The organism is Asaia sp. VD9, from assembly GCF_037150015.1.
Lineage (GTDB): Bacteria > Pseudomonadota > Alphaproteobacteria > Acetobacterales > Acetobacteraceae > Asaia.
This window is the reverse complement of the sequence record NZ_JBBCQM010000005.1, coordinates 83,959-104,951: the sequence shown is the minus strand read 5'-3', so window position 1 is coordinate 104,951 and position 20,993 is coordinate 83,959. Positions and strand designations below refer to the sequence as shown.

The window sequence follows — 20,993 nt, the reverse complement described above, 5'->3', positions numbered from 1 at the left end:
CAGGGCCGCTCCGCACGGTTTTTCCGAGTTTCGTGACAAAGCACTCGCAGGCTACACGGCCTGCGTCAACACCCCCGGTGACAAATCGCGCTCAGCGCGGTGTCTGTTTGACTTTTGCTCGACGCAGAAGGAAATGCGCGATCGGACGCGGCACGATGGCGGAAAGAAATTTGAGCCCCAGAAAGAGGCGCGGAAAGACCAGAACCGCCTGATTGCGTTGGGCCGCCCGCGCAATTCTGGCCGCTGCATCTTCGGCTGACACCAGCAGCGGGCGCGCCCCGTCCAGCCTTTGGCTCATCGCGGTATCGATATAGCCGGGCTCGATCAGGGTGACACCCACGCCGTGAGGCACCATGGCGGCATGAAGGCAGGTGGCAAAACGCGCAAGACCCGCCTTGGAACTGCTATAAGCGGAAGCAAAGGGCAGGTCGTGATGCGCTGCCACTGATCCGATAAGAACGATACGGCCCTCGCCACGCGCCGCCATCATCTGGGCCGCCTCGGTGGCAAGCGTGACGGGCGCCGCATAATTCACAAGAGCCGCCTCCCTCACCGCCTCGACCGTTTCAGTCAGGGCGCCATCGGGACGTATGTCGGAAACACCAGCATTCAGAATGAGCAGATCGACAGCGCGCTCAGCAGAGCAAACTCGATAAAGCGCCAATCCTGCATCCAGATCGGACAGGGACAGCGTATGACACGTTACCGCGCTTCCCTGCTCACGACACAAGGCAGCAACAGCGTCGAGCCTGGTCTGATCACGGCCCCAGAGCGTCAGGCGCGTGCCCGGCCCGGCGTAATATCTGGCCAAAGCGCGCCCCAGACCGCCCGATGCCCCGGTGATGAGAACATGACCGGGTGCAAACTCTTTCTTTGCAAATGGATCGGGACGTGACATTCAACGCGCTTTCGTCAATGAAACGGAAGCCGGGTTGGACCATGGGGTCAAACCGGCCTACCGCGATAGAGAGTGAACCTTGCCGGACGCAGAAGATCCCCGCCAGATTGTCGCTGACCAATCAGTCAGTGAGCGGACCGTCATGGAGCAGATCGTTATCGACCCGCCCGTGATCGACTTGCCAGCCCGTCGACAGGTTGAGGATACGCCATCCAGCGACACCCTGATTGTCCGACCGGTGATCTCTCGTAAAGAGCTGGACCTGTTTATACGCCTGCCACGGCATCTCTATAAGGGGTTGCCGGGCTATCGGGCGCCGCTCGATATGGAGCAGAACGATCTGCTCAACCCCAAGCGAAACGGCATTTTTCGCCATGCCTCCGTGCGCTATTTCATGGCGTGGCGCGACGGCAAACCCGTTGGGCGTATTTCGGCGGTTGTGGATGGCAAGGCTCTCGAAGCCTGGGATGAGAAGATCGGCTGGTTCGGCGCACTCGATGCCCTGCCCGATCTGAAAATCTTCCGTGCGCTGCTGGATACTGCAGAAGACTGGCTGCGTGAACAGGGCATGCACCGTATGCGCGGGCCTGTGACGCTGGGCTATCACGGCGAGTCAGGTCTGATGATCGCGGGGCAGCGTGAAGCGCCGATGATCGGAACACCATGGCATCCTGAAACCTCCCGCGCGTTTCTGGAAGAACTCGGATTCGAGGGAACGCGTGATCTCCTGACGTTCAAGCTCGACCTGACCGATGATCTAAATGATCGTCATGTCGTGCCTGGCGCGCTGAAGCCGGGCGAAGGCAAGCTGGGCGATGTCACCGTGTCGCATCTTTCCAAGAAGCAGATCACGGCGCAGGGGGAAGTCCTTCGGTCGCTTTATAACGATGCCTGGGCAGGCACCTACAACTTCGTGCCCCTTCAGGATTACGAGATGGCGGATCTGATCAACCAGCTCAAACTGGTCCTGCGCCCGGAGCATTACGTCCAGATCGACCGCGCCGGTGAGCCTGCAGCCATGGCTCTGGTGGTGCCGAACATCTTCGACATCACCCGGGATATCGACGGTGCCCCTTCACCTCTGGGCTGGGCGAAACTTGGAACCCGCTTGCTGGCTCATCGGTTCGAGTCCGCTCGTGTCATTCTGCTTGGGGTCTCGCACACGGTGCGCGGCACGTTGCTTGGCGCGTTGATGCCGTCACTGGCAATCGACGAACTCATCCGACGTCGCGCCACCCTGCCCTATAAGTCAGTCGAGCTCGGCTGGATCCTCGATACGAACACGCCGATGCTCAACCTCGTCAAACGCCTCGTGCCTGAGCCAAATAAGGTGCATCGCGTATACGAGAAAGATATCGCCCTAAACTGATCGAAGGTCGATGCGCACGAGCCCGAAGGCGCAGTGCCTTCCGCTCGGGCGCGCTCTTCGAGCCTGCGATCCGAACCGGGCGCCTGCATTGACCCTGCGCGCTCGCAGGGCTGTTCCAGCAACCGGCGGAAAGGACGCCTGAACCGTACCTCCCTTCAACGGTCAGAAATGCTGCCAGCCCTTGCGTGTCAGATTTACGTCACGTCCAGCGCCGTTCAGCACCCGCACACCGCTTCCCTCACGCACATGTCCGATAGGGGTCGCTTCAAGCCCCGACTGTCGGGATGCCTGACGGATCGCATCGGAGGCCTCTTCAGGCGCTGTGAAGAGAAGCTCGTAGTCATCCCCGCCGGTCAGGCAGGTTTCGAGCCAGGCCCCGCCAAGCGCTCTTACCTGCGGTGAAAGCGGCACCGCCTCCGCCTCGATATCGATCCCTACCCCGCTTTCATGGGCAAGATGCCCTGCATCCTGCACGAGGCCGTCAGAGACATCCATCCCGGCCGAGGCGAAGTTCTGGACAGGGAACCCGAGACGGGGCTGCGGCAGGCGATAGCGTCCGGTCAGATAGCCATCCGCATCGGGCACCTCTCCGAGGCGCGCCATGAGCCCCATGGCACCATCGCCGATCGTTCCCGTCACCCAGAGCCGATCGCCCGGCTTGGCGCCGCACCGACTGACGGCACGCCCGCGCGCCACTTCTCCGATGATCGTAAGGCTGAGCACGAGCGGACCTCGTGTCCCGGTAGTGTCGCCGCCAAGAAGGCGCACGTCATAAAGCGCCTGATCATGCGCAAGACCGGCGCTGAAACTGGCAAACCAAAGATCATCGAAGCCGGAAGGGCGGCTGATATTCAGCAGATAGGCGCGCGGCACAGCGCCCATAGCCGCGCAATCCGACAGGCTCACACGCAGCAATTTGCGGCTCACCGTTTCTGCCGGATCGTCAGGGAGAAAGTGAACGGCCTCCACCAGCGTATCGGTAGAGAGGATGAGCTGCCTCCCCTCCGGCACATCCAGAAGGGCCGCGTCATCCCTGAGCCCGAGCGCTCCCTCACCGGCCAGCGGCCGAAAGAAGCGCTCGATGAAGTCGAACTCGCCGCCACTCATGTCAGGAGACGTCAGCCGCGTCCCCAGTCGCCTTGCGCTTTTTAACCAACGTGTCGAGCACACCATTCACAAGGCGGGCTTCGTCGCCGGAGAAAAAGCCATGAGCGACGTCGAGATATTCGTTGATGACGACGCGGCTGGGAATGTCTTCGCCCAATTCCCATACCGCTGCGCGTAGCAGGGCACGCAGGACAGGGTCGAGACGCATCAGAGGCCAGGTCGAAGGCAGAGCGCCGCTCAGCACTTCATCAATGTGATCCTGGGCGAGGGTTGCGCCCTTGACGACCAGACCGAACAGACGGAAATCCGCATCAGGTACGTAGCCCTCCTCGAAGCCCTCCTCATTGCTGCCAGCAAGACGGTGACGCTGGAACTGACTGATGACCGTCTCGGCATTCTCCCCTCCCTGCTCGCACTGGAACAGCGCCTGTACGGCCGCCACCCGGGCAACGGTGCGCGAGCGCTTAGGCGCATTCTGGTTCTTGGGCTGGTCTGTCATCGTCATACTTCCTTGTCTTTCCCGTGCTCACCCGACGGCGAAAGAGGGCTACCCTCCTCGCCTGGCCGCATATCCGTGAGGAGCTTCGAGAAAGCCTCTACCTCGCGAAAATCGCGATATACACTTGCAAAGCGCACATAAGCGACACCGTCGATACTGTGCAATGCATCCATCGCCAATTCGCCGATACGCGAGGAAGAAATTTCGGCTTCGCCGGAGGCTTCGAGCTGACGGACCAACCCGTTGACGATGCGCTCCTGGCGCTCTTCCTCCACCGGGCGTTTGCGCAGGGCAATACGAATGGAGCGCGCGAGCTTGTCGCGGTCGAATGGAACACGGCGGCCATCCATCTTCGTCACGACCAGTTCACGCAGCTGGACCCGTTCGATCGTCGTGAAGCGTTGCGCACATGCCGCACAGACACGTCGACGCCTGATTGCGGCGCCATCATCTGTCGAACGACTATCCTTGACCTGCGTATCTTCATGGCCGCAGAACGGACAATTCATGTGAGTTTCCCCCTGATGGGCAGATGATGGCACGACCCCGACCCGTGGCCGGGGGCAGAAAGGAGCGTATCAGTGACAAGAGTGCAAGCTATTCTGGCATCTCTCGTGACAGTTTGCATGGCAGGTGCCGCGTCATTCCCATCCGTGGCGCTGGCCCAGACGGATGATAACAACCTGCCGGGCCAGAAAAACGCCAATCGCGACATCACGATCGAAGGCTGGATGCGACGCGCGCCGCATTTCCCCGGTCTGGCCGCTGCCTATTTCACCATCGTCAACAAGGGACACGAGGCGCATCTGATCTCGGGGGTCAGTTCTCCCGATTGCAGCGCCATCGAGGCCTTTCACAGCGAGCAGGAAGTGACCAGCCACACAGCCAATCTGTTTTCACATTTCACGATCCCTGCCGAGATGACGATGGTGTTCCCCGAGGGAGGCTATCACCTGATCTGTCGTGATTTCCCGGACGGGCCGAAGCCGGGGCAGTCAATTCCGCTGACCTTCAACTTCCTGGGCGGCACATCCGCGACAGTGACCTTCCTGCTGAAAGAATAACTCCCCGGACGGTCTCGCAGCCCCCCGCCCGAAAACCCGAGAGGCTGCGATTGAGGCCGAGGTGTCATTCTGAGCCAACTGCCCAGGCTGAAGGCGTTATCTCAGCCCTCTTCCAGCACGGCGATCACTGCATCGCCGTACCGTTTGAGTTTCGAGGCACCTACGCCCTTGATATCCGACAGCGCCTCGACGCTGTCGGGATTCTCGCGCGCAATCTCACTCAGAACGGCATCGTGGAAGATCACATAGGGTGGAATCTCCTGCTCACGCGCCTCGTCGCGGCGCCAGCGACGCAGGGCTTCGAAACGTTTGCGCTCATCCTCATCCAGAGAATCAATCACCGTAGACGCTGGCAGGGAACGCCCCGCGCTCGCAGCAGCCTTGATCGGGTCCACGCGGAGACGCAATTTTTCCTCGCCACGCAGGATCGGCCGGGCAGCTTCGACATCAAGCCCAAGCGTGCCGTGCTCGCCGCTCATGCGAATGGCGCCGCGTGCGATAAGCTGGCGGATAACACCGCGCCACCACTGCTCGGAGTGCTCCCTGCCAACCCCGAATACCGTCAGATGCTGATGTGCGTGACGCTCGATGGCTTCAGTGAGCTTGCCACGCAATACGGTGGTCAGATGGACCGCGCCAAAACGCTGACCGGTCCTGTATATGGCCGACAGAACCTTCTGAGCAGCCTCCGTCCCATCGAATGTCTCCGCAGGGCTGCGGCAATTATCGCAATGACCGCAGGGACCGTCCAGTGGTTCGCCAAAGCAGGCGAGCAGGGCCTGAGTACGACAGCCGACCGTCTCGGTAAGCGCGATCATGCTCTCGAGACGCGCCTGCATGACGCGTTTCTCCGTCTCCGGGGCGTTTGATTGCTCCAGCCAGTATCGGGCTCGGGCCATATCCTCACCGCCATAGAGCAGCAGCGTGTCCGCCGGGGCGCCATCGCGCCCGGCACGACCGATCTGCTGATAATAGGCCTCCGGAGAAGCAGGCATGTCGAGATGGACGACGCACCGCACATCAGGGCGATCAATTCCCATGCCAAAGGCGACCGTCGCCACGATCACCATGGGCTCGCCGCTGCGAAAGCGCATGAGCGTCGCGTGTTTCTCCTGCGAGGAAAGCCCGGCGTGGAACGGAAGCGCATTGAAGCCGCGCTCCCTCAGGCTTTTGGCCATGCGCTCCGTGCGGTTGCGGCTGCCGCAATAGACAATGCTGGCATCTTCCTTGTGCCGCTCCAGCGCGTCCTGAACCTGCTTCGTTTCCGATCCCTTGGGCGAGGCCGCGAGGAACAGATTGGGGCGATGGAAGCTGGAGGTCAGCCGATGCGCCTCGGGCATGCCCAAGGCCTGGAGGATATCATCCTGAGTACGTGAATCAGCCGTTGCTGTCAGGGCAATACGCGGAACGCCGGGAAAAATGCTCGGAAGATCTGCGAGGGCACGGTATTCCGGCCGAAACTCGTGCCCCCATGCCGACACGCAGTGAGCCTCGTCGATTGCGAGCACCGAGACCGGATTGCGCGCGAGCCAGCGGGCCGTGCCCGGCGAGACGAGACGCTCGGGGGATATGTAGAGAATATCCAGCCGCCCGTCGCGCAGATCGTTGCGGATCTGCTCCAGGCGGGACGGGTCGAGCTCCGAATGGAGGGCTGCTGCGTTGACACCGAGCTGGCGAAGCGCCGCAACCTGATCGTCCATCAGGGCAATCAGGGGCGAGATGACAATGCCCATTCCAGACCTGCAGAGGGCGGGCACCTGATAGCACAGGCTCTTGCCGCCCCCCGTGGGCATGATGACGAGGACATCTTCCCCCGCCATCACCGCCTCGATCACATCCTGCTGCTGACCTCGAAAGGACGAGAAGCCAAAGACACGGTGCAGAACCGCATCGGGCGTCTCGTCATGAGGGAAACCGGCCTCTGCAATGAGACCGGTTTCAGGGGCATCAGGAACAGTCAAAAGTCAGGCGATATCCGGTCTGGATCAGGGGGTCGACGGGTCGATTTCGATGGTCACGACGCGCGAGGCGACGCGAGCATCTTCATTGTTCTTGGGCGGGCGAGCGATCTGGGTGATCTGGGCGCCATCCACACCGGACTTCGTCAGCGCGGCGGCAACGACCTTGGCGCGCTCGACTGACAGCATCTCGTCGGTAGAGAGATTGCCACGGGCACCAGCATGGCCAATCACCTCAACCACCTTGGCGTGGCTCGCGCGCGCGTCAGAAGCCGCCTTGTCGATGATGCTCTGGGCTGTCGGAGAAATGGTCGTGGAGGCGGGTTCGAAGAATACTGGATAGCGATCGCGATCGCCCGTGCCGGTGCAGGCAGTAAGCCCGGCGAAAGCGCAAACCGACAACATCACTGGCAGACGACGCATCATTATTTCCTTTTCGAATCGCCGTGACAGCCACGGTTCCGTGGTTCTGTCACTGCCGTGTGACACTCTTTCCGTCAAGCAGACCCACCTCGCCCTGCCGGACACAAGCGCGCAATGTCTACGTGCCTGCACAGTGCGATCAGGCCCGATCTCAAAACGGCAAAGGCAATGCTCGGCCCTCATCAAGTCGCCAGGCCCTGTCCAGTCTCTCGACCCCGGTCAGGCGATGCGCAATCAGGATGACTGTACGCCCTTGCATGGACCGTCCGAGGGTCTTGAGAAACGCGCGCTCGGTTGCTGAATCGAGCCCGGTGGCAGGCTCGTCGAGCACCATGATCGGTGCGTCCTGGAGCAGGGTGCGCGCCAGGGCAATACGGCGCCCCTGACCACCGGAGAGCAGCGCACCACCCTCACCCACCCAGCTATCCAGCCCCTCGGGCAAGGCCTGTACGGTCTCAGCCATCTCCGCTTTTTCGAGCGCATCCCAAAGCCGGTCGTCGGGCACATCGTCACGCCCGAGCAGAAGGTTGCTGCGAATAGTGTCGGCAAACAGATGCGTCGCCTGTGAAAGCCATCCGATCTTGCCGCGCAACGACGTGGTATCCAGTGTCAAGATGTCGTGGCCGCCGAACAGGATCTCGCCTGCCTCGGGGTGAGCGACCTTGAGCAGGAGCGCCGCAAGGCTGGATTTTCCGGCACCCGACGGCCCAATCAGCGCGACATGTTCGCCAGCGCGTATGGTCAGGGTCACCCCCTGGAGCACCGGCGCACGCGCCATGTCCCAACGATAGGTTACCTCGCGCAGCACGAGATCCCCCGCCTCCGGCGCGGGACACCCTGTTCGGTCAGCCGTATGGTCCTCACGGGCAATCGCCACCACGCGTTCGGCAGCCTGTCCGACGCGCCCGGCAAGAACGCTGGTGCGCGCCAAAGTCCCTACGGATTCAAAGATCGTACCGGTCAGAAAAACGAGCGCCACCCCCGAGACGAGGCTGAGCGTCATGCCGGGGAAACCGACGAGACTGAGCAGGATCAGGACAAGGGCTACCTGTCCAAGGAGATAGGACACGGCCCCCGCCTGCGCCATGGCCTGCGCCTGAACCAGTTGAGCCTCATGCAGACGCGCTTCCTCACCAACGATACGCTCGGCGAGCAGCGCCTCTCCCGAAAAGGCCCGCGCCTCGCGCAGCCCGGTCGCGAGATCGAGCGCCGCCACACGCAGAGAGGACTCCGCATGCAGGATCGTCTGACTTCGATGCGCGCTGCGCCGTGCGGCCAGAAGCGGGATCACACACCCTGCCAGAACGAACAGGAACCCGAGCGACAGGCCGAGCCTCAGGGACTCTCGCCCCGCCACCACCACGAGTACAGGCAGGGCAATCAGAATACCCAGAGCCGGCATGGCGATACGCAGATAGAGATTATCGAGCAACTCGATGTCGCCGACCAACCGGTTGAGAAGGTCTCCTGCGCGGCGGAACCCCAACCCGGCTGCGGCGCCCCCTGCGAGGTGCCGGAAGAACCAGACGCGCAGCGCAGCAAGCGCCCGGAACATCGCGTCATGGGCAAAAAGCCGCTCGGCATAGCGCAGCCCGATACGCGCACCGCCAAAGAGCCTTAGCAGACCAAAAGCGATGCCCGTGCCGAGCGCAAGAGTCGTCACAGTGATCCCTGCGTTCCACATGAGCGCAAACCCGCTCAAGGCGGCAAGGGCCGAGAGGATCAGGCCAAAACCGAGGCGCGCATAGTAAGGTCTCCAGACGACGAGAATGCGTGTCAGTGCCTGCGAAACGCGGATCCTGTCTTGCCCCTTGGAACTTGCCGGCGTCACTATCATCGGGCTCATGATAGGGACTCCCTGTTGCGGTCTGCGCCTAGACGCAGCGTCGCCGTGGCGAAGGCTTTCATGGCTTCGGAGTGGGAACTCAGAATGACTGTTCTCCCCTCCGAAAGACGACGCAGGGCTTCGATGATTTCCTGCTCCGTCTGGGGATCGAGATGCGCCGTCGGCTCATCGAGCAGCAAGAGCGGAGCATCCTTGAGATAGGCGCGCGCGATCGCGACGCGCTGGGCTTGGCCGCCTGACAGGCCAAATCCACCCTCACCAATCTCTGTATCCAGCCCTTTGGGAAGATGGCCGAGGAAACTGTCAATGGAGGCTGCCTTGATGGCGCGCTCCAATTCGTTTTCATTGGCGTCTGGCCGCGCAAAGAGCAGATTGTGGCGCAGTGTGCCGGCAAAAAGCACCGGCTTCTGGCCGATCCAGGCAAGGTGTCGCGCAATATCACGGCCCCTCATGATCGCGATATCCTGATCATTGAACAGGATGCGCCCAGCATCGGGCTTGATGAAACCCAACAGCAATTCAATCAGGGTCGATTTGCCCGCGCCGGAGGGACCATCAAGCAGCAAGACGTCCCCAGGGGTTACGGTGAAGTCGACCCGATCCAGAATGAGCGGTCCTTGCTCCTTCCAGCGATAGCAGAGACCTTCGGCGCGAACAGTCACAACCAGAATGGGCGATTCACGCTCCTGCGCGATCTCATCTTCAGGAGCGGCCAATCCGCTGCCGAGCCCTCCCATCGCCTCAGCCGCCCCGGCCGCATGGGCCCGATCCTGATAGGCCAGAGCGAGCCCTCTGAACGGCGCAAAGAATTCCGGCACGAGAAACAGCGCGAACAAGGTCTCGGTCAGATGCGGCGCGGGCTGGATACTGGGCGCCGCCAGACCGTTGAGATGGACGAAATGTCCCTGTGTCAGGACGATCAGAATTATCGCTGCGACCATGGCGATGTCGATCGCTGCGGAAGAGAGAAACGCAACGCGCAGGATCTTCATGGTGCGTCGGCGCAGATCATCAGCCGAACGCGACAGGGCTTCGGCCTCCCGATCCGTCGCATTGGCAAGCACGATGGTCGCAACACCGCGAATGCGATCCAGAAAGCGCGCCTGCAGGCGTACCATGGCAAGAAACTGGTTGCGTGATGCCAAAGCGGCCCCGATGCCAAACACGGCCTGGGCAACCGGAACAAGTCCGCCGCAAACCGCAAGGATCAGGGCCGCCCTCGGGTCGACGGCAAGCACGGCAATCAGCACGAGAGCCGGAAAAAGCATCCATGTCATGGAGGCGGGAAGCCAGCGCGCGAAATATCCGTCGAGTACTTCGATACGGTCTACGAGCAGCGCCGCGATCTCGGCGGAATGCTGGCGACGCAGCAGGGCTGGCCCGATATCGATGACGGAATCCAGAACCGAGCGACGCAAACGGGCGCGCGCCACGATCCCGGCCCGTGCCGCGAAAAGCTCCTGGACATATAGACACAGTGCGCGCGCCACAGAAAGCGCTGCGAAACCGGCAATCAGTCCGGTAGCCGTATGAAGGCTGGCCTGAGGTTCGAGGCCGGGGAGCACACGCGCAACGAGCACACTGCCAATAATGGCCGCGAGACACCAGGCCTGACCGATCCCAATAAGGGTACCGAAAGATCCGGAGATCACTACGGGCAGGGCTGCTCGCCTGGCTGGACCCGCTTGCTGCCGGACCCAGGCCCGAACCAGTTTCTTGTCTACGCCGCTCATGACGCTGGGATATAGGCAATCACGCCGCGAAACGGTAGTGACCCCGGCCCCAGATTGCAGAACATTAAGCCGTCTTTCCCTGACCGGACCATGTCATCCAACGCTTTTGAAACTGCTGACCAAAAGAGCGGGAATAATGACCATTTGGTCTCTCTCCACGCAAAACAGCAGGCGCGGAGACCGCTGATTCAGTCATGCGAAACCGCAGCAGAACTGACCATTCGCCCGGCAATCGAACGCGTCGACTCCCGCTGCTGACCCGATAGGAACGGAGGCAAACAGGCGCGCATCATATAAAGCAAAACCCCGCCGCGGCGCGACGGGGTAAAGCAAGGGGGCAGACAGACCATCGAGCCGCGCCCCCGGGCCTTCCTCTGCGTGACCGAGAGGTCACGCGAGAGCAGTCTTACTGACCCGAAGAAGCCGGCATGGACGAGGCGGGCATCTTCATCGAGCCGTCCATCGGCATTGGAGCGGGCGCCGGAGCAGTCGCACTGGCCGTCGGAGCAGAGGCTGGGGCCGTTGCCGGAACCGGGGTCTGGGCCTGCTGCAGGCTGCGGGCATTCAGGTCTTCGGTGGAGGCCGAACCCTTATCCGCCTTCTTGTGGTGCATGGCCGACTTGCCCTCATGCGCCTTGTGCGGAGCGTGCTTGGCGAAAGCGGGGGTAGCGATGGCAAAAGCAGCGGCCATCAGGATGGCGCCCATAGCGGAAAACTTCATTGGTACTTCCTTCCAGAATTCGCGGATCCCGGGGTGTGAACGTGGATTTGGGCCACGCTCATACCCGTCGATAAGCACGAAACGTAACGAAGCCGTTGCAGTTTCTTGTGCCATCGAAAACGACAGCGTGATCAGTCGCGGATGACAGCGCCGGGCTGGGACGACACGCCATAAGTGTCGCGCGCGCGCTTGATGAACGCCGATACCATGAGGCGCACACCCTCATTAAACACGACCCCGATCGCATTCTGAAGCAGACGCGAGCGGAACTCGAAATCGACGAAAAAATCCACCAGGCACCCGCGCGGCTCGGGGGTGAACGTCCAGACATTGTTCAGATAACGGAACGGCCCTTTCTCGTAACGCACGCGGATACGATGGGGACGATCGAGGGACACGCGGCTCGTAAAGGTTTCGCGGAACGGGCCGAACCCTACGGTAAGATCCGCAACGAGTTCCTCGTCGGTCCGGGACTTGATGGTGGCCTTGACGCACCAGGGCAGAAACTGGGGATAGGCACCCACATCGGCTACGAGATCGAAAAGCTGTTCAGGACTGTAAGCGATCAACCGTTGCTCGGCATGGGTGGGCATTATTGTCTCTCCGGCGAAAGCGCATCCTGCTTTAGCCTGTTCTGTCGCGCCTCACGCAGCGCAGCGAAATCTGAATCAGCATGGTAGGACGAGCGCGTCAGCGGGCTCGAACTGACCTGAAGAAAACCCTTGGCACGCGCCATGCGGGCGAATTCCTCAAACTCGTCAGGCGGCACGAAATTGGCTACGGCCGCATGTTTGGGCGTGGGCTGTAGGTATTGCCCCATGGTGATAAAATCGACATCGGCAATGCGGAAATCGTCCATCACCTGCGCCACCTCCATTTTCTCCTCACCCAGTCCCAGCATCAGACCGGATTTGGTGAAGATGGACGCATCCAGCGCCTTAACATCATCCAGAAGGCGCACGGACTGGAAATAGCGCGCGCCTGGCCGGATAGACGGATAAAGCCGGGGGACGGTTTCGATGTTGTGATTGAAAACATCGGGGCGCGCCTTCACGACCACCTCGAGTGCCCCCGGCTTGCGCAGAAAATCAGGAGTCAGGATCTCGATCGTGGTATCGGGAGAGGCCTCGCGCACCTGCGCAATCGTCTGCGCGAAATGGAGCGCACCGCCATCGGCCAGGTCGTCGCGATCGACCGAGGTGATGACCACATGGCGCAGGCCCAGCTTGGCCACAGCCTCGGCCACGCGCTGCGGCTCGTCCGTATCCAGCGCCTTGGGCATACCCGTCGTGACATTGCAGAACGAGCAGGCCCGGGTGCAGATCTCCCCCATGATCATCATGGTGGCGTGACGCTGCGACCAGCACTCACCGATATTCGGGCAGGCGGCTTCCTCACAGACCGTCACCAGTCTGTTGTCGCGCATGAGCTTGCGCGTCTCCTGATAGACCGGGCTGTTCGGCGCCCTCACCCGTATCCAGTCTGGCTTGCGCTGGATCGGGTTATCGGGCCGATTGGCCTTTTCAGGATGGCGGAGCGAGCCCGACTTCCGGTGATCGATGGTGATGCGCTGCATGGTCATGACTAGAAGTGGAGTGCCCCACCCCAGGCTGCAAGAACCGATTCATGCATCGTTTCCGAGATGGTCGGATGCGGGAAAACGGTCTCCTTGAGTTCGGCCTCGGTCAACTCGGAGGTGCGCGCGATCACATAGCCCTGGATCATTTCCGTCACCTCGGCCCCGATCATGTGCGCGCCCAAGAGTTCACCGGTTTCGGCGTCGAAAATGGTCTTTGTCAGACCATCTGGCTCGCCCATGGCCAGCGCCTTGCCGTTGGCCAGGAAAGGAAAGCGTCCGATCTTGAGCTTGCGGCCCGTCGCCTTCGCCTTTTCTTCGGTCAGTCCCACGGAAGCGACCTGAGGGCGGCTATAGGTGCACCCCGGGATGTTGAGCGGATGGAGCGGCTCGGGATCGTGCCCGGCAATCTTCTCGACGCAGATCACACCCTCATGGCTCGCCTTGTGCGCCAACCAAGGCGCGCCGGCCACGTCGCCGATGGCCCAAAGGCCCGGCTCGCCGGTGCGGCAGAACTCATCGACGATGATGTGGGTCTTGTCGATCTTGACCTTGGTCTGCTCGAGACCGAGATCCTCGACATTCCCGACGATCCCGACAGCCAGGATTACCTTGTCCACAACAAGATCGGTCGTGCCCGCGGCTGTGGTGATCCGGGTGGAGACCGTCCCCTCCTTCTTGTCGAGCGGGCCGACCTTGGCGCCGGTCAGCACCTTGATGCCCTGCTTCTCGAAGGCCTTCTGCGCCATGGCGCTGATTTCGGCGTCCTCGGCAATCATGATACGGTCCGCCACCTCCGCGATGGTCACTTCCGCGCCCATGTTGCGATAGAAGGAGGCGAACTCGACGCCAATCGCGCCGGACCCGATCACCAGAAGGCGCTTCGGCAACGCCTTGGGCACCATCGCCTCACGATAGGTCCAGACCAGTTCGCCATCGGGTTCGAGCCCAGGGAAGTGGCGGGCTCGGGCCCCTGTGGCTAGAATCACATCCGGCGCTGCGATACGGCCGGTCTCACTGCCATCCTTGGTGATGGCGACGACATGCGCCTTGCCATCGCGTCCAGCGAGCTTGGCACGGCCATCATACACCTTGACCTTGGCCTTTTTCAGCAAGCCAGCCACGCCCCGGGAAAGCTGGCGCGAGACAGAGCGTGAGCGGGCCACCACCTTCTCGATATCGAAGCTCACCTTCTCCGCACTGAACCCGAACTCGGCGAGGTTATGCAGTTGATGGTTCAGCTCGGAGGCACGCAGCAACGCCTTGGTCGGGATGCAGCCCCAGTTAAGGCAGATACCGCCCAAATGCGTGCTTTCCACAACCGCGACATTCTTGCCAAGCTGGGCGGCGCGCAGGGCAGCGACATACCCGCCCGGACCGCCACCGACGACGATCAGATCGAATTTGTCCATGGCTCAGATCACCAGTGAATAGGGGTTTTGAACGATATCGCGCAGCGCGTTCAACCATTGGGCGCCCAGCGCACCATCGACGGCGCGATGATCGACCGAGAGCGTGGCTGTCATGACCGTCGCGACGGCAAGCTGGTCACCACGCACAACGGCGCGTTTCTCACCTGCGGCGATCGCCAGAATACCGGCCTGGGGTGGGTTGATGATGGCAGCAAACTCACGCACGCCAAACATGCCCATATTCGAGATCGAGAAGGTGCCGCCCTGGAATTCCTCGGGCTTCAGCTTGCCGTCACGCGCACGCTTGGCCAGATCACGCGCCTCGGCGCTGATTGCGCGCAGGGATTTGCGGTCAGCCTGACGAATGATCGGGGTAATCAGGCCATCGGGAATGGAAACTGCCATCGAGATATCGATCTCGGGAAAATGCAGCGTCTCTGCTTCGGTGTACTGGACATTCAACCCCGGGCAGTCGCGCAAAGCGAGAGCCACGGCCTTGATCATCATATCATTGACCGAGATCTTGAACTGGCCTTCTCCCTCGCTCGGCGAGGCCGCATTGAGCTTGGAACGCAGCGCCAGCAGCGCGTCGAGTTCGATATCCACCGACACATAGAAATGCGGGACGGTCTGCTTGGACTCGCTCAGGCGACGCGCAATGACCTTGCGCATGGACGAGTTGGGCACGCGCTTCGCTTCGGCGGGCACCATCACCGGAGCGGCCGCGCCAGCCGTGGTAACGGGCTTCGCATTCTCGACGTCGCGACGAAGAATACGCCCGTTCGGCCCTGTTCCCTTGAGCGCCGCGAGGTCGATCCCTTTTTGCGACGCAATGCGGCGCGCGAGAGGCGATGCAAAAACGCGCTTGCCTGCGGGCCCAGCGACAGGCGAGGACTGCGCCGGAGAGGGCTGAGCTGAAGCGGCCGGGGTCGAAGCAGGCTGGGCAACGGTCTGCGGTGCGGGTTCGGCCTTCTTTGCAGCAGGCGCCTCGACGGCGTCCGGCACGGCTTCGCCCTCATCGACCAGAATAGCGATGGGAGAATTGACCTTCACCCCCTCACTGCCTTCGGGAACGACGATACGCCCGAGAATGCCCTCATCGACGGCCTCGACTTCCATCGTGGCCTTGTCCGTCTCGATCTCGGCAATCAGATCGCCCGATTTGACCGTGTCGCCCTCCTTCTTCAGCCAGCGCGAGAGGGTTCCCTCGGTCATGGTCGGAGAAAGAGCGGGCATCAGGATATTGGTAGCCATGGTCGCAGCCCCTCAGAACAGTTTGCGAACCGCGTCCACCACCCAGTCAGGCTGCGGAAGCGCATGTTTTTCGAGATTGGCGGCGTAGGGCAGCGGGATATCAAGACCGCAAACGCGCGCAGGCGGGGCATCGAGATAATCGAAGGCCTGTTCGCAGGCGATCGTACAGATCTCGGCGCCGATACCGGCCACGGGCCAGCCTTCCTCAACGGAGACGATACGGCTCGTCTTCTTCACGCTGTTGATGATCGTCTCGGTATCGAGCGGACGGATGGTGCGCAGGTTGATCACCTCCGCCTCGATCCCCTGCTCGGCCAGCTTCGCAGCAGCCTCAAGCGCCACGCCAACCATGATCGAGAACGCGACCAGCGTCACATCCTTGCCTTCACGCTCGATCTTCGCCTTGCCGATGGGCAGGATGAAATCCTCATCGACCGGGCAAGGGAATTTCTGCCCGTAGAGGATCTCGTTTTCGAGCACGATCACCGGGTTCGGGTCACGAATGGCGGCACGAAGCAGACCCTTCGCGTCTTCAGACGACCAGGGGGCAACTACCTTCAGGCCCGGCACGTGGGCATACCAACTGGCGTAGCACTGCGAGTGCTGTGCACCGACGCGCGCAGCCGCGCCATTGGGGCCGCGGAACACGATAGGACAGCCCATCTGGCCACCCGACATGTAGAGCGTCTTGGCTGCGGAGTTGATGATGTGGTCGACGGCCTGCATCGCGAAGTTCATGGTCATGAATTCGACAATGGGCTTGAGGCCGGTCAACGCTGCACCAACGGCCATGCCGGTAAAGCCATGCTCGGTGATCGGGGTGTCAATGATACGCTTCTCGCCGAACTCGTCGAGCAGCCCCTGACTGACCTTGTAGGCGCCCTGATACTGCGCCACTTCCTCACCGAGCAGGAACACGTCTTCATCACGGCGCAGCTCGGCGGCCATCGCGTCGCGCAGGGCTTCACGGACCGTGATGACCGAAGTCTCGCCCCATTCGCGGTCCGGTGTCGCTACCAGGTCTTTCGGCTTCTCGGGCGCCTTCTCTTCAACCGCGGTTTGTGCGGCCGGGGCCTGGGCTGCTACAGGGCCGTTTTCGAGAGCCGAGATATCTTCGCCTTCTTCGGCAATGATGGCGATCTGAGTATTGACGGCAACGTTTTCCGAGCCTTCCGGCACCAGGATCTTCGCGAGGATGCCGCTATCCACAGCCTCGACTTCCATGGTGGCCTTGTCGGTCTCGATCTCGGCAATCACATCGCCTGAGTTGATCTTGTCACCCTGCTTTACCGTCCATTTGGAAAGCGTGCCTTCGGTCATGGTAGGCGAAAGTGCCGGCATGAGAACAGGAGCGGCCATAACTTACGCCTCCACCAGAATATCGGTCCAAAGTTCAGAAAGATCGGGCTCGGGGCTGTTCTGGGCGAACTCCGCAGCGTCATTGACGATCTGCTTCACCTCGGCGTCGATCTCCTTGAACGCCTCTTCCGTCGTGCCCTTTTCGGACAGGAGCTTGTGCAGCGCCTCGATGGGATCACGTGTGCGGCGCATTTCCTCAACTTCCGAGCGGTCGCGATAGCGTGCCGGGTCAGACATCGAATGGCCGCGATAACGGTAGGTTTCCATCTCGAGCAGGAATGGCCCCTTACCCGCACGGCAATGGGCAACGGCCTCCTGGGCCGCCTCATGCACAGCAAACAGATCCATGCCGTCTACCTTGCGTCCCGGAATCTTCCATGGAGCGCCGATCTGGGAGAGGTCATGCGCGGCGGCGCTGGAACGCTCGACGCTGGTGCCCATGCCGTAGCGGTTATTCTCGATCACATAGATGCAGGGCAGCTTGTGCAGGGCAGCGAGATTGAAACTTTCATAGACCTGACCCTGCTGGGCCGCGCCTTCCCCGAAATAGGCAACGCCCACCTCATCAGTGCCGCGATATTTATTCGCGAAAGCGAGGCCCGTACCGATAGCGACCTGCGCGCCCACGATGCCATGACCGCCGTAGAAGTTCTTCTCGCGGGAAAACATGTGCATGGAGCCGCCCTTGCCATGCGAATAACCATCCTTGCGTCCGGTCAACTCGGCCATGACGCCGCCAGGGCTCATGCCCATCATCAGCATATGGGCGTGATCGCGATAGGAGGTCACGATCTTGTCGCCTGGCTTCATGGCCAGCGACATACCAACGATCACAGCTTCCTGGCCGATATAGAGATGGCAGAATCCGCCGATCAGTCCCATGCCGTAAAGCTGCCCTGCCTTTTCCTCAAAGCGACGCAGCAGGAGCATATCGCGATATGCCGTGCGCACTGTCTCCAAAGGCAGGATCGGTCCGTTATGATCAGCGAGCGGCTGAGCCGCTCCCTTATGGGCTTTGCCGGACATGCTGAGGTTCTCCTGAGCCAGACTGTTGCGCCAAGCGCAATTCTGGGACCGGTATTTACCAGTCCCGTTGCGCAAGTCCACAACCCAGGCTGTTAATATGTGCGTTAGAGAGTCCCGAGAAGGCGACGGGCAGCCAGGCCCGGGTCCTCTTCTCGCAGCAGACTTTCGCCCACGAGCACACCACTTGCGCCGACTTCGCCAACGCGCTGCACATCTTCGAGAGTACGAATACCGCTCTCGGAAACGAGGATGCGATCGGGCGGCACCAGCGGGGCAAGCTTCGCCGTGGTGTCGAGATCAGTCACGAGCGTTCGCAGATTGCGGTTATTGATGCCGATCAGCGAGGTATCGAGTGCGAGAGCACGGTTGAGCTCTGCCTCATCATGCACTTCGCACAGCACATCCATGTCGAGTCCGCGCGCGAGTGCAATCAACTCTGCCGCCTCGGGGTCCGTCAGGGCCGAGAGGATGATCAGGATGCAATCTGCCCCGATCAGTCGGCTCTCATGAACCTGCCACGGCTCAAGAATGAAATCCTTGCGCAGGATCGGCAGCGGAGTGATTTCCTTGACAGCCTTGAGGTCCTCGATCGAGCCATGAAAGCAAGGGCCCTCGGTCAGGATCGAGAGGCAGATCGCACCCGCCGCCTCATAGGATTTCGCAATGCCGACCGGGTCGTAATCAGGCCGAAGAATACCAGCGGAAGGCGAAGCCTTTTTGATTTCGGCAATAAGCCCGACGCGTCGATCGGCCGCCATCTGCTTGAGCGCTTGCCCAAATCCGCGTGTCGGGACGTTCACCTCGCGCGCGCGCGCCGTGATTTCCTTGAGCGGCATGATCAGGGAACGCTGCTCGACATCGATCCGCGTACGCGCGCAGATTCGGGCCAGAACATCCGGCATATCCAGACCGGACGCAGGCAGGGAGGGTTCATCCTGCACGATGGTTCCCGGCACCTGCACATCGGGATAACCGGCTGGCGTGTCGTGTGAAGGAGCGGCAGAGGATTCAGTCATGATAAGCCTGACGTCTGGATCATGTGAGGAGAATGCGCCGTTTCGGCAGGGTGATGAGGCCCTTGCTGGGCATGAACGAGGGCGGAAAGCGCCAGGCCCGTATCGATGGCATGAGCGGCCAGCTCCACATTCCTGCGCAGAAGAGTGGGGACGATCATCGCATTTTCAAGAATGGAGGATCGCCCGGAGACATGCAGCGCGACCGCAGCGTTGAGGAGCACCGTATCACGATAGGCACCCGCCTGACCCGAGAGCATGTCGAGCAATTTGCTGGCATTATGCGCAGGGTCGCCCCCGGCAATCGCGGCAATCGGGCGATGGGGCAACCCGGCCATGTCAGGCGTGAGAATCAGCTCAAGAAAGCGCCCCTCATCCCAGGCCTGGATATGGGACAGTCCGGCCAGAGTAATCTCGTCACTACCACCCAGGTCAGTCTCACCATGAACGGCCCAGACACATTCGGCGCCGAGAGTCGCAAGCGTTTCGACGACCGGACGCAACCAGCGTGCATCGTAGATCCCGATCATCTGCCGACGGACCTGTGCCGGATTGCAAAGCGGGCCAATCAGATTGAAAATGGTGCGAAAACCAAGTGCACCACGTACCGGGGCGGCATGGCGCATGGCAGGGTGATGGAGCGGGGCTGCCAGAAACGCCAGGCGCCCGTCGCGCAGGCGACGCGCCTGCTCCTCGAGGTCGTGGCAAGGCTCGATACCGAGCGCCATCAAGGTGTCGGTCGCACCCGCACGCGAGGAAAGCGCCCGGTTGCCATGTTTGGCAACGGGGACGCCGAGCCCCGCGAGAACGAAGGCGACCGCAGTGGAAACGTTCAGCGTGCCCAGCCCATCCCCGCCAGTCCCGCAGACATCCATCGCATCTTCAGGCGGATCGGGCAGTATCGTCATGCAAGCGCGCACGGCGCGCACGGCGCCGCTCAGCTCATCGACGGTCTCGCCTCTCAAACGAAGCGCCATGAGAATGGCGGCCAGTTGCTCTGGAGGCACCTCGCCCCGCATGATGAGGGCAAAGAGTTTCTCGGTCTCCTCCCCTGTCAGGCGGCGCCCCTCGGCAAGACGCGTCATGACCTGTTTGAGGCGACCTGACTGCATATCCATTCAGGCGGCTTGTCTTTTCTGGCGCGCATTCCGGGCGATGTTCAGAAAGTTCGCCAGCATCATCTGCCCGTCTTCCGAGGCGATGCTCTCGGGATGGAACTGCACACCATGGACCGGAAGCGTACGGTGACGCACCCCCATGACAACCCCGTCCTGAGCACGGGCATTGACGACCAGCGTATCGGGGATCGTCTCGGGCGCCAGGGTCAGGCTGTGATAGCGCGTGGCCTGGGTCGGGCTCGCAAGGCCATGGAAAAGACCCGTGCCGTCATGGCTGATGGCATCGACCTTACCATGCATCGGCTTGGGCGCGCGAACGACGCTCGCACCGAAGACCTGGCCAATTGCCTGATGACCAAGACAGACACCGAGTACAGGAAGAAGCGGCGCCGCGGCCTCGATCAGGGCGCAGCAGATACCCGCCTCGTTGGGAGAGCATGGGCCGGGCGAAATGACGATGGCCTCAGGCTTGAGCGCCAGCGCCTCCTCGACGCTAAGCGCATCGTTGCGCCGCACATCGCAGGCCTCGCCCAGTGCACCGAAATGGTGCACGAGATTGAAGGTGAAACTGTCGTAATTGTCGATCAGCAATATCATGGCGCTAAGATGGCGTTGTC

20 protein-coding genes are annotated in these 20,993 nt (G+C 61.5%); 2 read left to right on the top strand and 18 right to left on the bottom strand.

Annotated elements, in window-relative coordinates; translation table 11 throughout:
* Positions 1-91: 91 nt before the first annotated feature.
* Positions 92-898: an SDR family NAD(P)-dependent oxidoreductase gene (locus WFJ47_RS08210; protein ID WP_336762201.1), complete on the bottom strand. Its 807-nt coding sequence runs from the start codon at positions 896-898 to the stop codon at positions 92-94.
* A gap of 79 nt (positions 899-977) precedes the next feature.
* Between WFJ47_RS08210 and WFJ47_RS08205 the strand changes: the two genes are divergently transcribed.
* A complete protein-coding gene (locus tag WFJ47_RS08205) occupies positions 978-2,267 on the top strand; it encodes a GNAT family N-acetyltransferase (RefSeq protein ID WP_336762199.1) in 1,290 nt (429 codons plus the stop codon).
* 162 nt (positions 2,268-2,429) lie between these two features.
* On the opposite strand, the gene thiL is transcribed toward WFJ47_RS08205, so the two are convergent.
* Genes thiL through nrdR form a run of 3 tightly spaced genes read right to left on the bottom strand, consistent with a single transcriptional unit; the run spans position 2,430 to position 4,382 of the window.
* Complete coding sequence (gene thiL / locus WFJ47_RS08200; RefSeq protein WP_336762197.1) at positions 2,430-3,374, bottom strand: thiamine-phosphate kinase; 945 nt, start codon at positions 3,372-3,374, stop codon at positions 2,430-2,432.
* 1 nt (position 3,375) lies between these two features.
* Complete coding sequence (gene nusB, locus WFJ47_RS08195) at positions 3,376-3,879, bottom strand: transcription antitermination factor NusB (RefSeq protein ID WP_336762195.1); 504 nt, start codon at positions 3,877-3,879, stop codon at positions 3,376-3,378.
* On the bottom strand, positions 3,876-4,382 hold the full coding sequence (gene nrdR, locus WFJ47_RS08190; RefSeq protein ID WP_127102209.1) for a transcriptional regulator NrdR: 507 nt from the start codon (positions 4,380-4,382) through the stop codon (positions 3,876-3,878). Before nrdR ends, nusB begins: the two co-directional genes overlap by 4 nt.
* 72 nt (positions 4,383-4,454) lie before the next feature.
* Here nrdR and WFJ47_RS08185 point away from each other — a divergent pair, with 72 nt between their 5' ends.
* On the top strand, positions 4,455-4,937 hold the full coding sequence (locus WFJ47_RS08185) for a copper chaperone PCu(A)C (protein WP_158625386.1): 483 nt from the start codon (positions 4,455-4,457) through the stop codon (positions 4,935-4,937).
* A 101-nt stretch (positions 4,938-5,038) separates the two neighbouring features.
* Here the strand turns inward: WFJ47_RS08185 and recQ are convergent, their stop codons facing one another.
* The 14 genes from recQ to WFJ47_RS08115 form a co-directional block, all read right to left on the bottom strand.
* On the bottom strand, positions 5,039-6,865 hold the full coding sequence (gene recQ / locus WFJ47_RS08180) for a DNA helicase RecQ (RefSeq protein WP_127102285.1): 1,827 nt from the start codon (positions 6,863-6,865) through the stop codon (positions 5,039-5,041).
* Positions 6,866-6,922: 57 nt separating this feature from the next.
* Positions 6,923-7,321, bottom strand: coding sequence for an OmpA family protein (locus WFJ47_RS08175; RefSeq protein ID WP_158625387.1), 399 nt, complete (start codon positions 7,319-7,321; stop codon positions 6,923-6,925).
* Between the two features lie 148 nt (positions 7,322-7,469).
* Positions 7,470-9,164: a thiol reductant ABC exporter subunit CydC gene (cydC, locus tag WFJ47_RS08170; RefSeq protein WP_336762190.1), complete on the bottom strand. Its 1,695-nt coding sequence runs from the start codon at positions 9,162-9,164 to the stop codon at positions 7,470-7,472.
* Positions 9,161-10,897 carry a thiol reductant ABC exporter subunit CydD gene (gene cydD, locus WFJ47_RS08165; RefSeq protein WP_336762188.1) on the bottom strand — a complete coding sequence of 579 codons (1,737 nt, stop codon included), beginning with the start codon at positions 10,895-10,897 and terminating at the stop codon, positions 9,161-9,163. Before cydD ends, cydC begins: the two co-directional genes overlap by 4 nt.
* A gap of 406 nt (positions 10,898-11,303) precedes the next feature.
* Positions 11,304-11,618, bottom strand: a complete 315-nt coding sequence (locus tag WFJ47_RS08160; protein ID WP_336762186.1) for a hypothetical protein — start codon at positions 11,616-11,618, stop codon at positions 11,304-11,306.
* A gap of 131 nt (positions 11,619-11,749) precedes the next feature.
* Positions 11,750-12,211, bottom strand: coding sequence for a type II toxin-antitoxin system RatA family toxin (locus WFJ47_RS08155; RefSeq protein WP_127102214.1), 462 nt, complete (start codon positions 12,209-12,211; stop codon positions 11,750-11,752).
* Positions 12,211-13,194: a lipoyl synthase gene (lipA, locus tag WFJ47_RS08150; RefSeq protein ID WP_408868635.1), complete on the bottom strand. Its 984-nt coding sequence runs from the start codon at positions 13,192-13,194 to the stop codon at positions 12,211-12,213. The genes WFJ47_RS08155 and lipA overlap by 1 nt, the downstream gene beginning before the upstream one ends.
* An 8-nt stretch (positions 13,195-13,202) precedes the next feature.
* Positions 13,203-14,606, bottom strand: coding sequence for a dihydrolipoyl dehydrogenase (gene lpdA, locus WFJ47_RS08145; protein WP_336762181.1), 1,404 nt, complete (start codon positions 14,604-14,606; stop codon positions 13,203-13,205).
* Positions 14,607-14,609: 3 nt separating this feature from the next.
* Positions 14,610-15,860 carry a pyruvate dehydrogenase complex dihydrolipoamide acetyltransferase gene (locus WFJ47_RS08140; RefSeq protein ID WP_336762179.1) on the bottom strand — a complete coding sequence of 417 codons (1,251 nt, stop codon included), beginning with the start codon at positions 15,858-15,860 and terminating at the stop codon, positions 14,610-14,612.
* A gap of 12 nt (positions 15,861-15,872) precedes the next feature.
* Positions 15,873-17,219, bottom strand: coding sequence for a pyruvate dehydrogenase complex E1 component subunit beta (locus tag WFJ47_RS08135; RefSeq protein WP_336762177.1), 1,347 nt, complete (start codon positions 17,217-17,219; stop codon positions 15,873-15,875).
* Positions 17,220-17,222: 3 nt separating this feature from the next.
* Positions 17,223-18,245, bottom strand: coding sequence for a pyruvate dehydrogenase (acetyl-transferring) E1 component subunit alpha (gene pdhA / locus WFJ47_RS08130; protein WP_336762175.1), 1,023 nt, complete (start codon positions 18,243-18,245; stop codon positions 17,223-17,225).
* A gap of 104 nt (positions 18,246-18,349) precedes the next feature.
* On the bottom strand, positions 18,350-19,261 hold the full coding sequence (gene trpC / locus WFJ47_RS08125) for an indole-3-glycerol phosphate synthase TrpC (protein WP_408868634.1): 912 nt from the start codon (positions 19,259-19,261) through the stop codon (positions 18,350-18,352).
* A complete protein-coding gene (gene trpD, locus WFJ47_RS08120) occupies positions 19,258-20,376 on the bottom strand; it encodes an anthranilate phosphoribosyltransferase (RefSeq protein WP_336762173.1) in 1,119 nt (372 codons plus the stop codon). Before trpD ends, trpC begins: the two co-directional genes overlap by 4 nt.
* A complete protein-coding gene (locus tag WFJ47_RS08115; RefSeq protein ID WP_127102221.1) occupies positions 20,377-20,973 on the bottom strand; it encodes an aminodeoxychorismate/anthranilate synthase component II in 597 nt (198 codons plus the stop codon).
* Between the last annotated feature and the right edge of the window lie 20 nt (positions 20,974-20,993).

Excerpts from the sequence above, each read along its gene's own strand:
- nrdR (WP_127102209.1), bottom strand. The coding sequence starts at position 4,382 with ATGAATTGTCCGTTCTGCGGCCATGAAGATACGCAGGTCAAGGATAGT.
- WFJ47_RS08210 (WP_336762201.1), bottom strand. The coding sequence starts at position 898 with ATGTCACGTCCCGATCCATTTGCAAAGAAAGAGTTTGCACCCGGTCAT.
- thiL (WP_336762197.1), bottom strand. The coding sequence starts at position 3,374 with ATGAGTGGCGGCGAGTTCGACTTCATCGAGCGCTTCTTTCGGCCGCTG.
- lipA (WP_408868635.1), bottom strand. The coding sequence starts at position 13,194 with ATGCAGCGCATCACCATCGATCACCGGAAGTCGGGCTCGCTCCGCCAT.
- pdhA (WP_336762175.1), bottom strand. The coding sequence starts at position 18,245 with ATGTCCGGCAAAGCCCATAAGGGAGCGGCTCAGCCGCTCGCTGATCAT.
- WFJ47_RS08160 (WP_336762186.1), bottom strand. The coding sequence starts at position 11,618 with ATGAAGTTTTCCGCTATGGGCGCCATCCTGATGGCCGCTGCTTTTGCC.
- cydC (WP_336762190.1), bottom strand. The coding sequence starts at position 9,164 with ATGAGCCCGATGATAGTGACGCCGGCAAGTTCCAAGGGGCAAGACAGG.
- WFJ47_RS08140 (WP_336762179.1), bottom strand. The coding sequence starts at position 15,860 with ATGGCTACCAATATCCTGATGCCCGCTCTTTCTCCGACCATGACCGAG.
- nusB (WP_336762195.1), bottom strand. The coding sequence starts at position 3,879 with ATGACGATGACAGACCAGCCCAAGAACCAGAATGCGCCTAAGCGCTCG.
- cydD (WP_336762188.1), bottom strand. The coding sequence starts at position 10,897 with ATGAGCGGCGTAGACAAGAAACTGGTTCGGGCCTGGGTCCGGCAGCAA.
- WFJ47_RS08175 (WP_158625387.1), bottom strand. The coding sequence starts at position 7,321 with ATGATGCGTCGTCTGCCAGTGATGTTGTCGGTTTGCGCTTTCGCCGGG.
- trpD (WP_336762173.1), bottom strand. The coding sequence starts at position 20,376 with ATGGATATGCAGTCAGGTCGCCTCAAACAGGTCATGACGCGTCTTGCC.
- lpdA (WP_336762181.1), bottom strand. The coding sequence starts at position 14,606 with ATGGACAAATTCGATCTGATCGTCGTCGGTGGCGGTCCGGGCGGGTAT.
- WFJ47_RS08135 (WP_336762177.1), bottom strand. The coding sequence starts at position 17,219 with ATGGCCGCTCCTGTTCTCATGCCGGCACTTTCGCCTACCATGACCGAA.
- WFJ47_RS08155 (WP_127102214.1), bottom strand. The coding sequence starts at position 12,211 with ATGCCCACCCATGCCGAGCAACGGTTGATCGCTTACAGTCCTGAACAG.
- trpC (WP_408868634.1), bottom strand. The coding sequence starts at position 19,261 with ATGACTGAATCCTCTGCCGCTCCTTCACACGACACGCCAGCCGGTTAT.
- WFJ47_RS08115 (WP_127102221.1), bottom strand. The coding sequence starts at position 20,973 with ATGATATTGCTGATCGACAATTACGACAGTTTCACCTTCAATCTCGTG.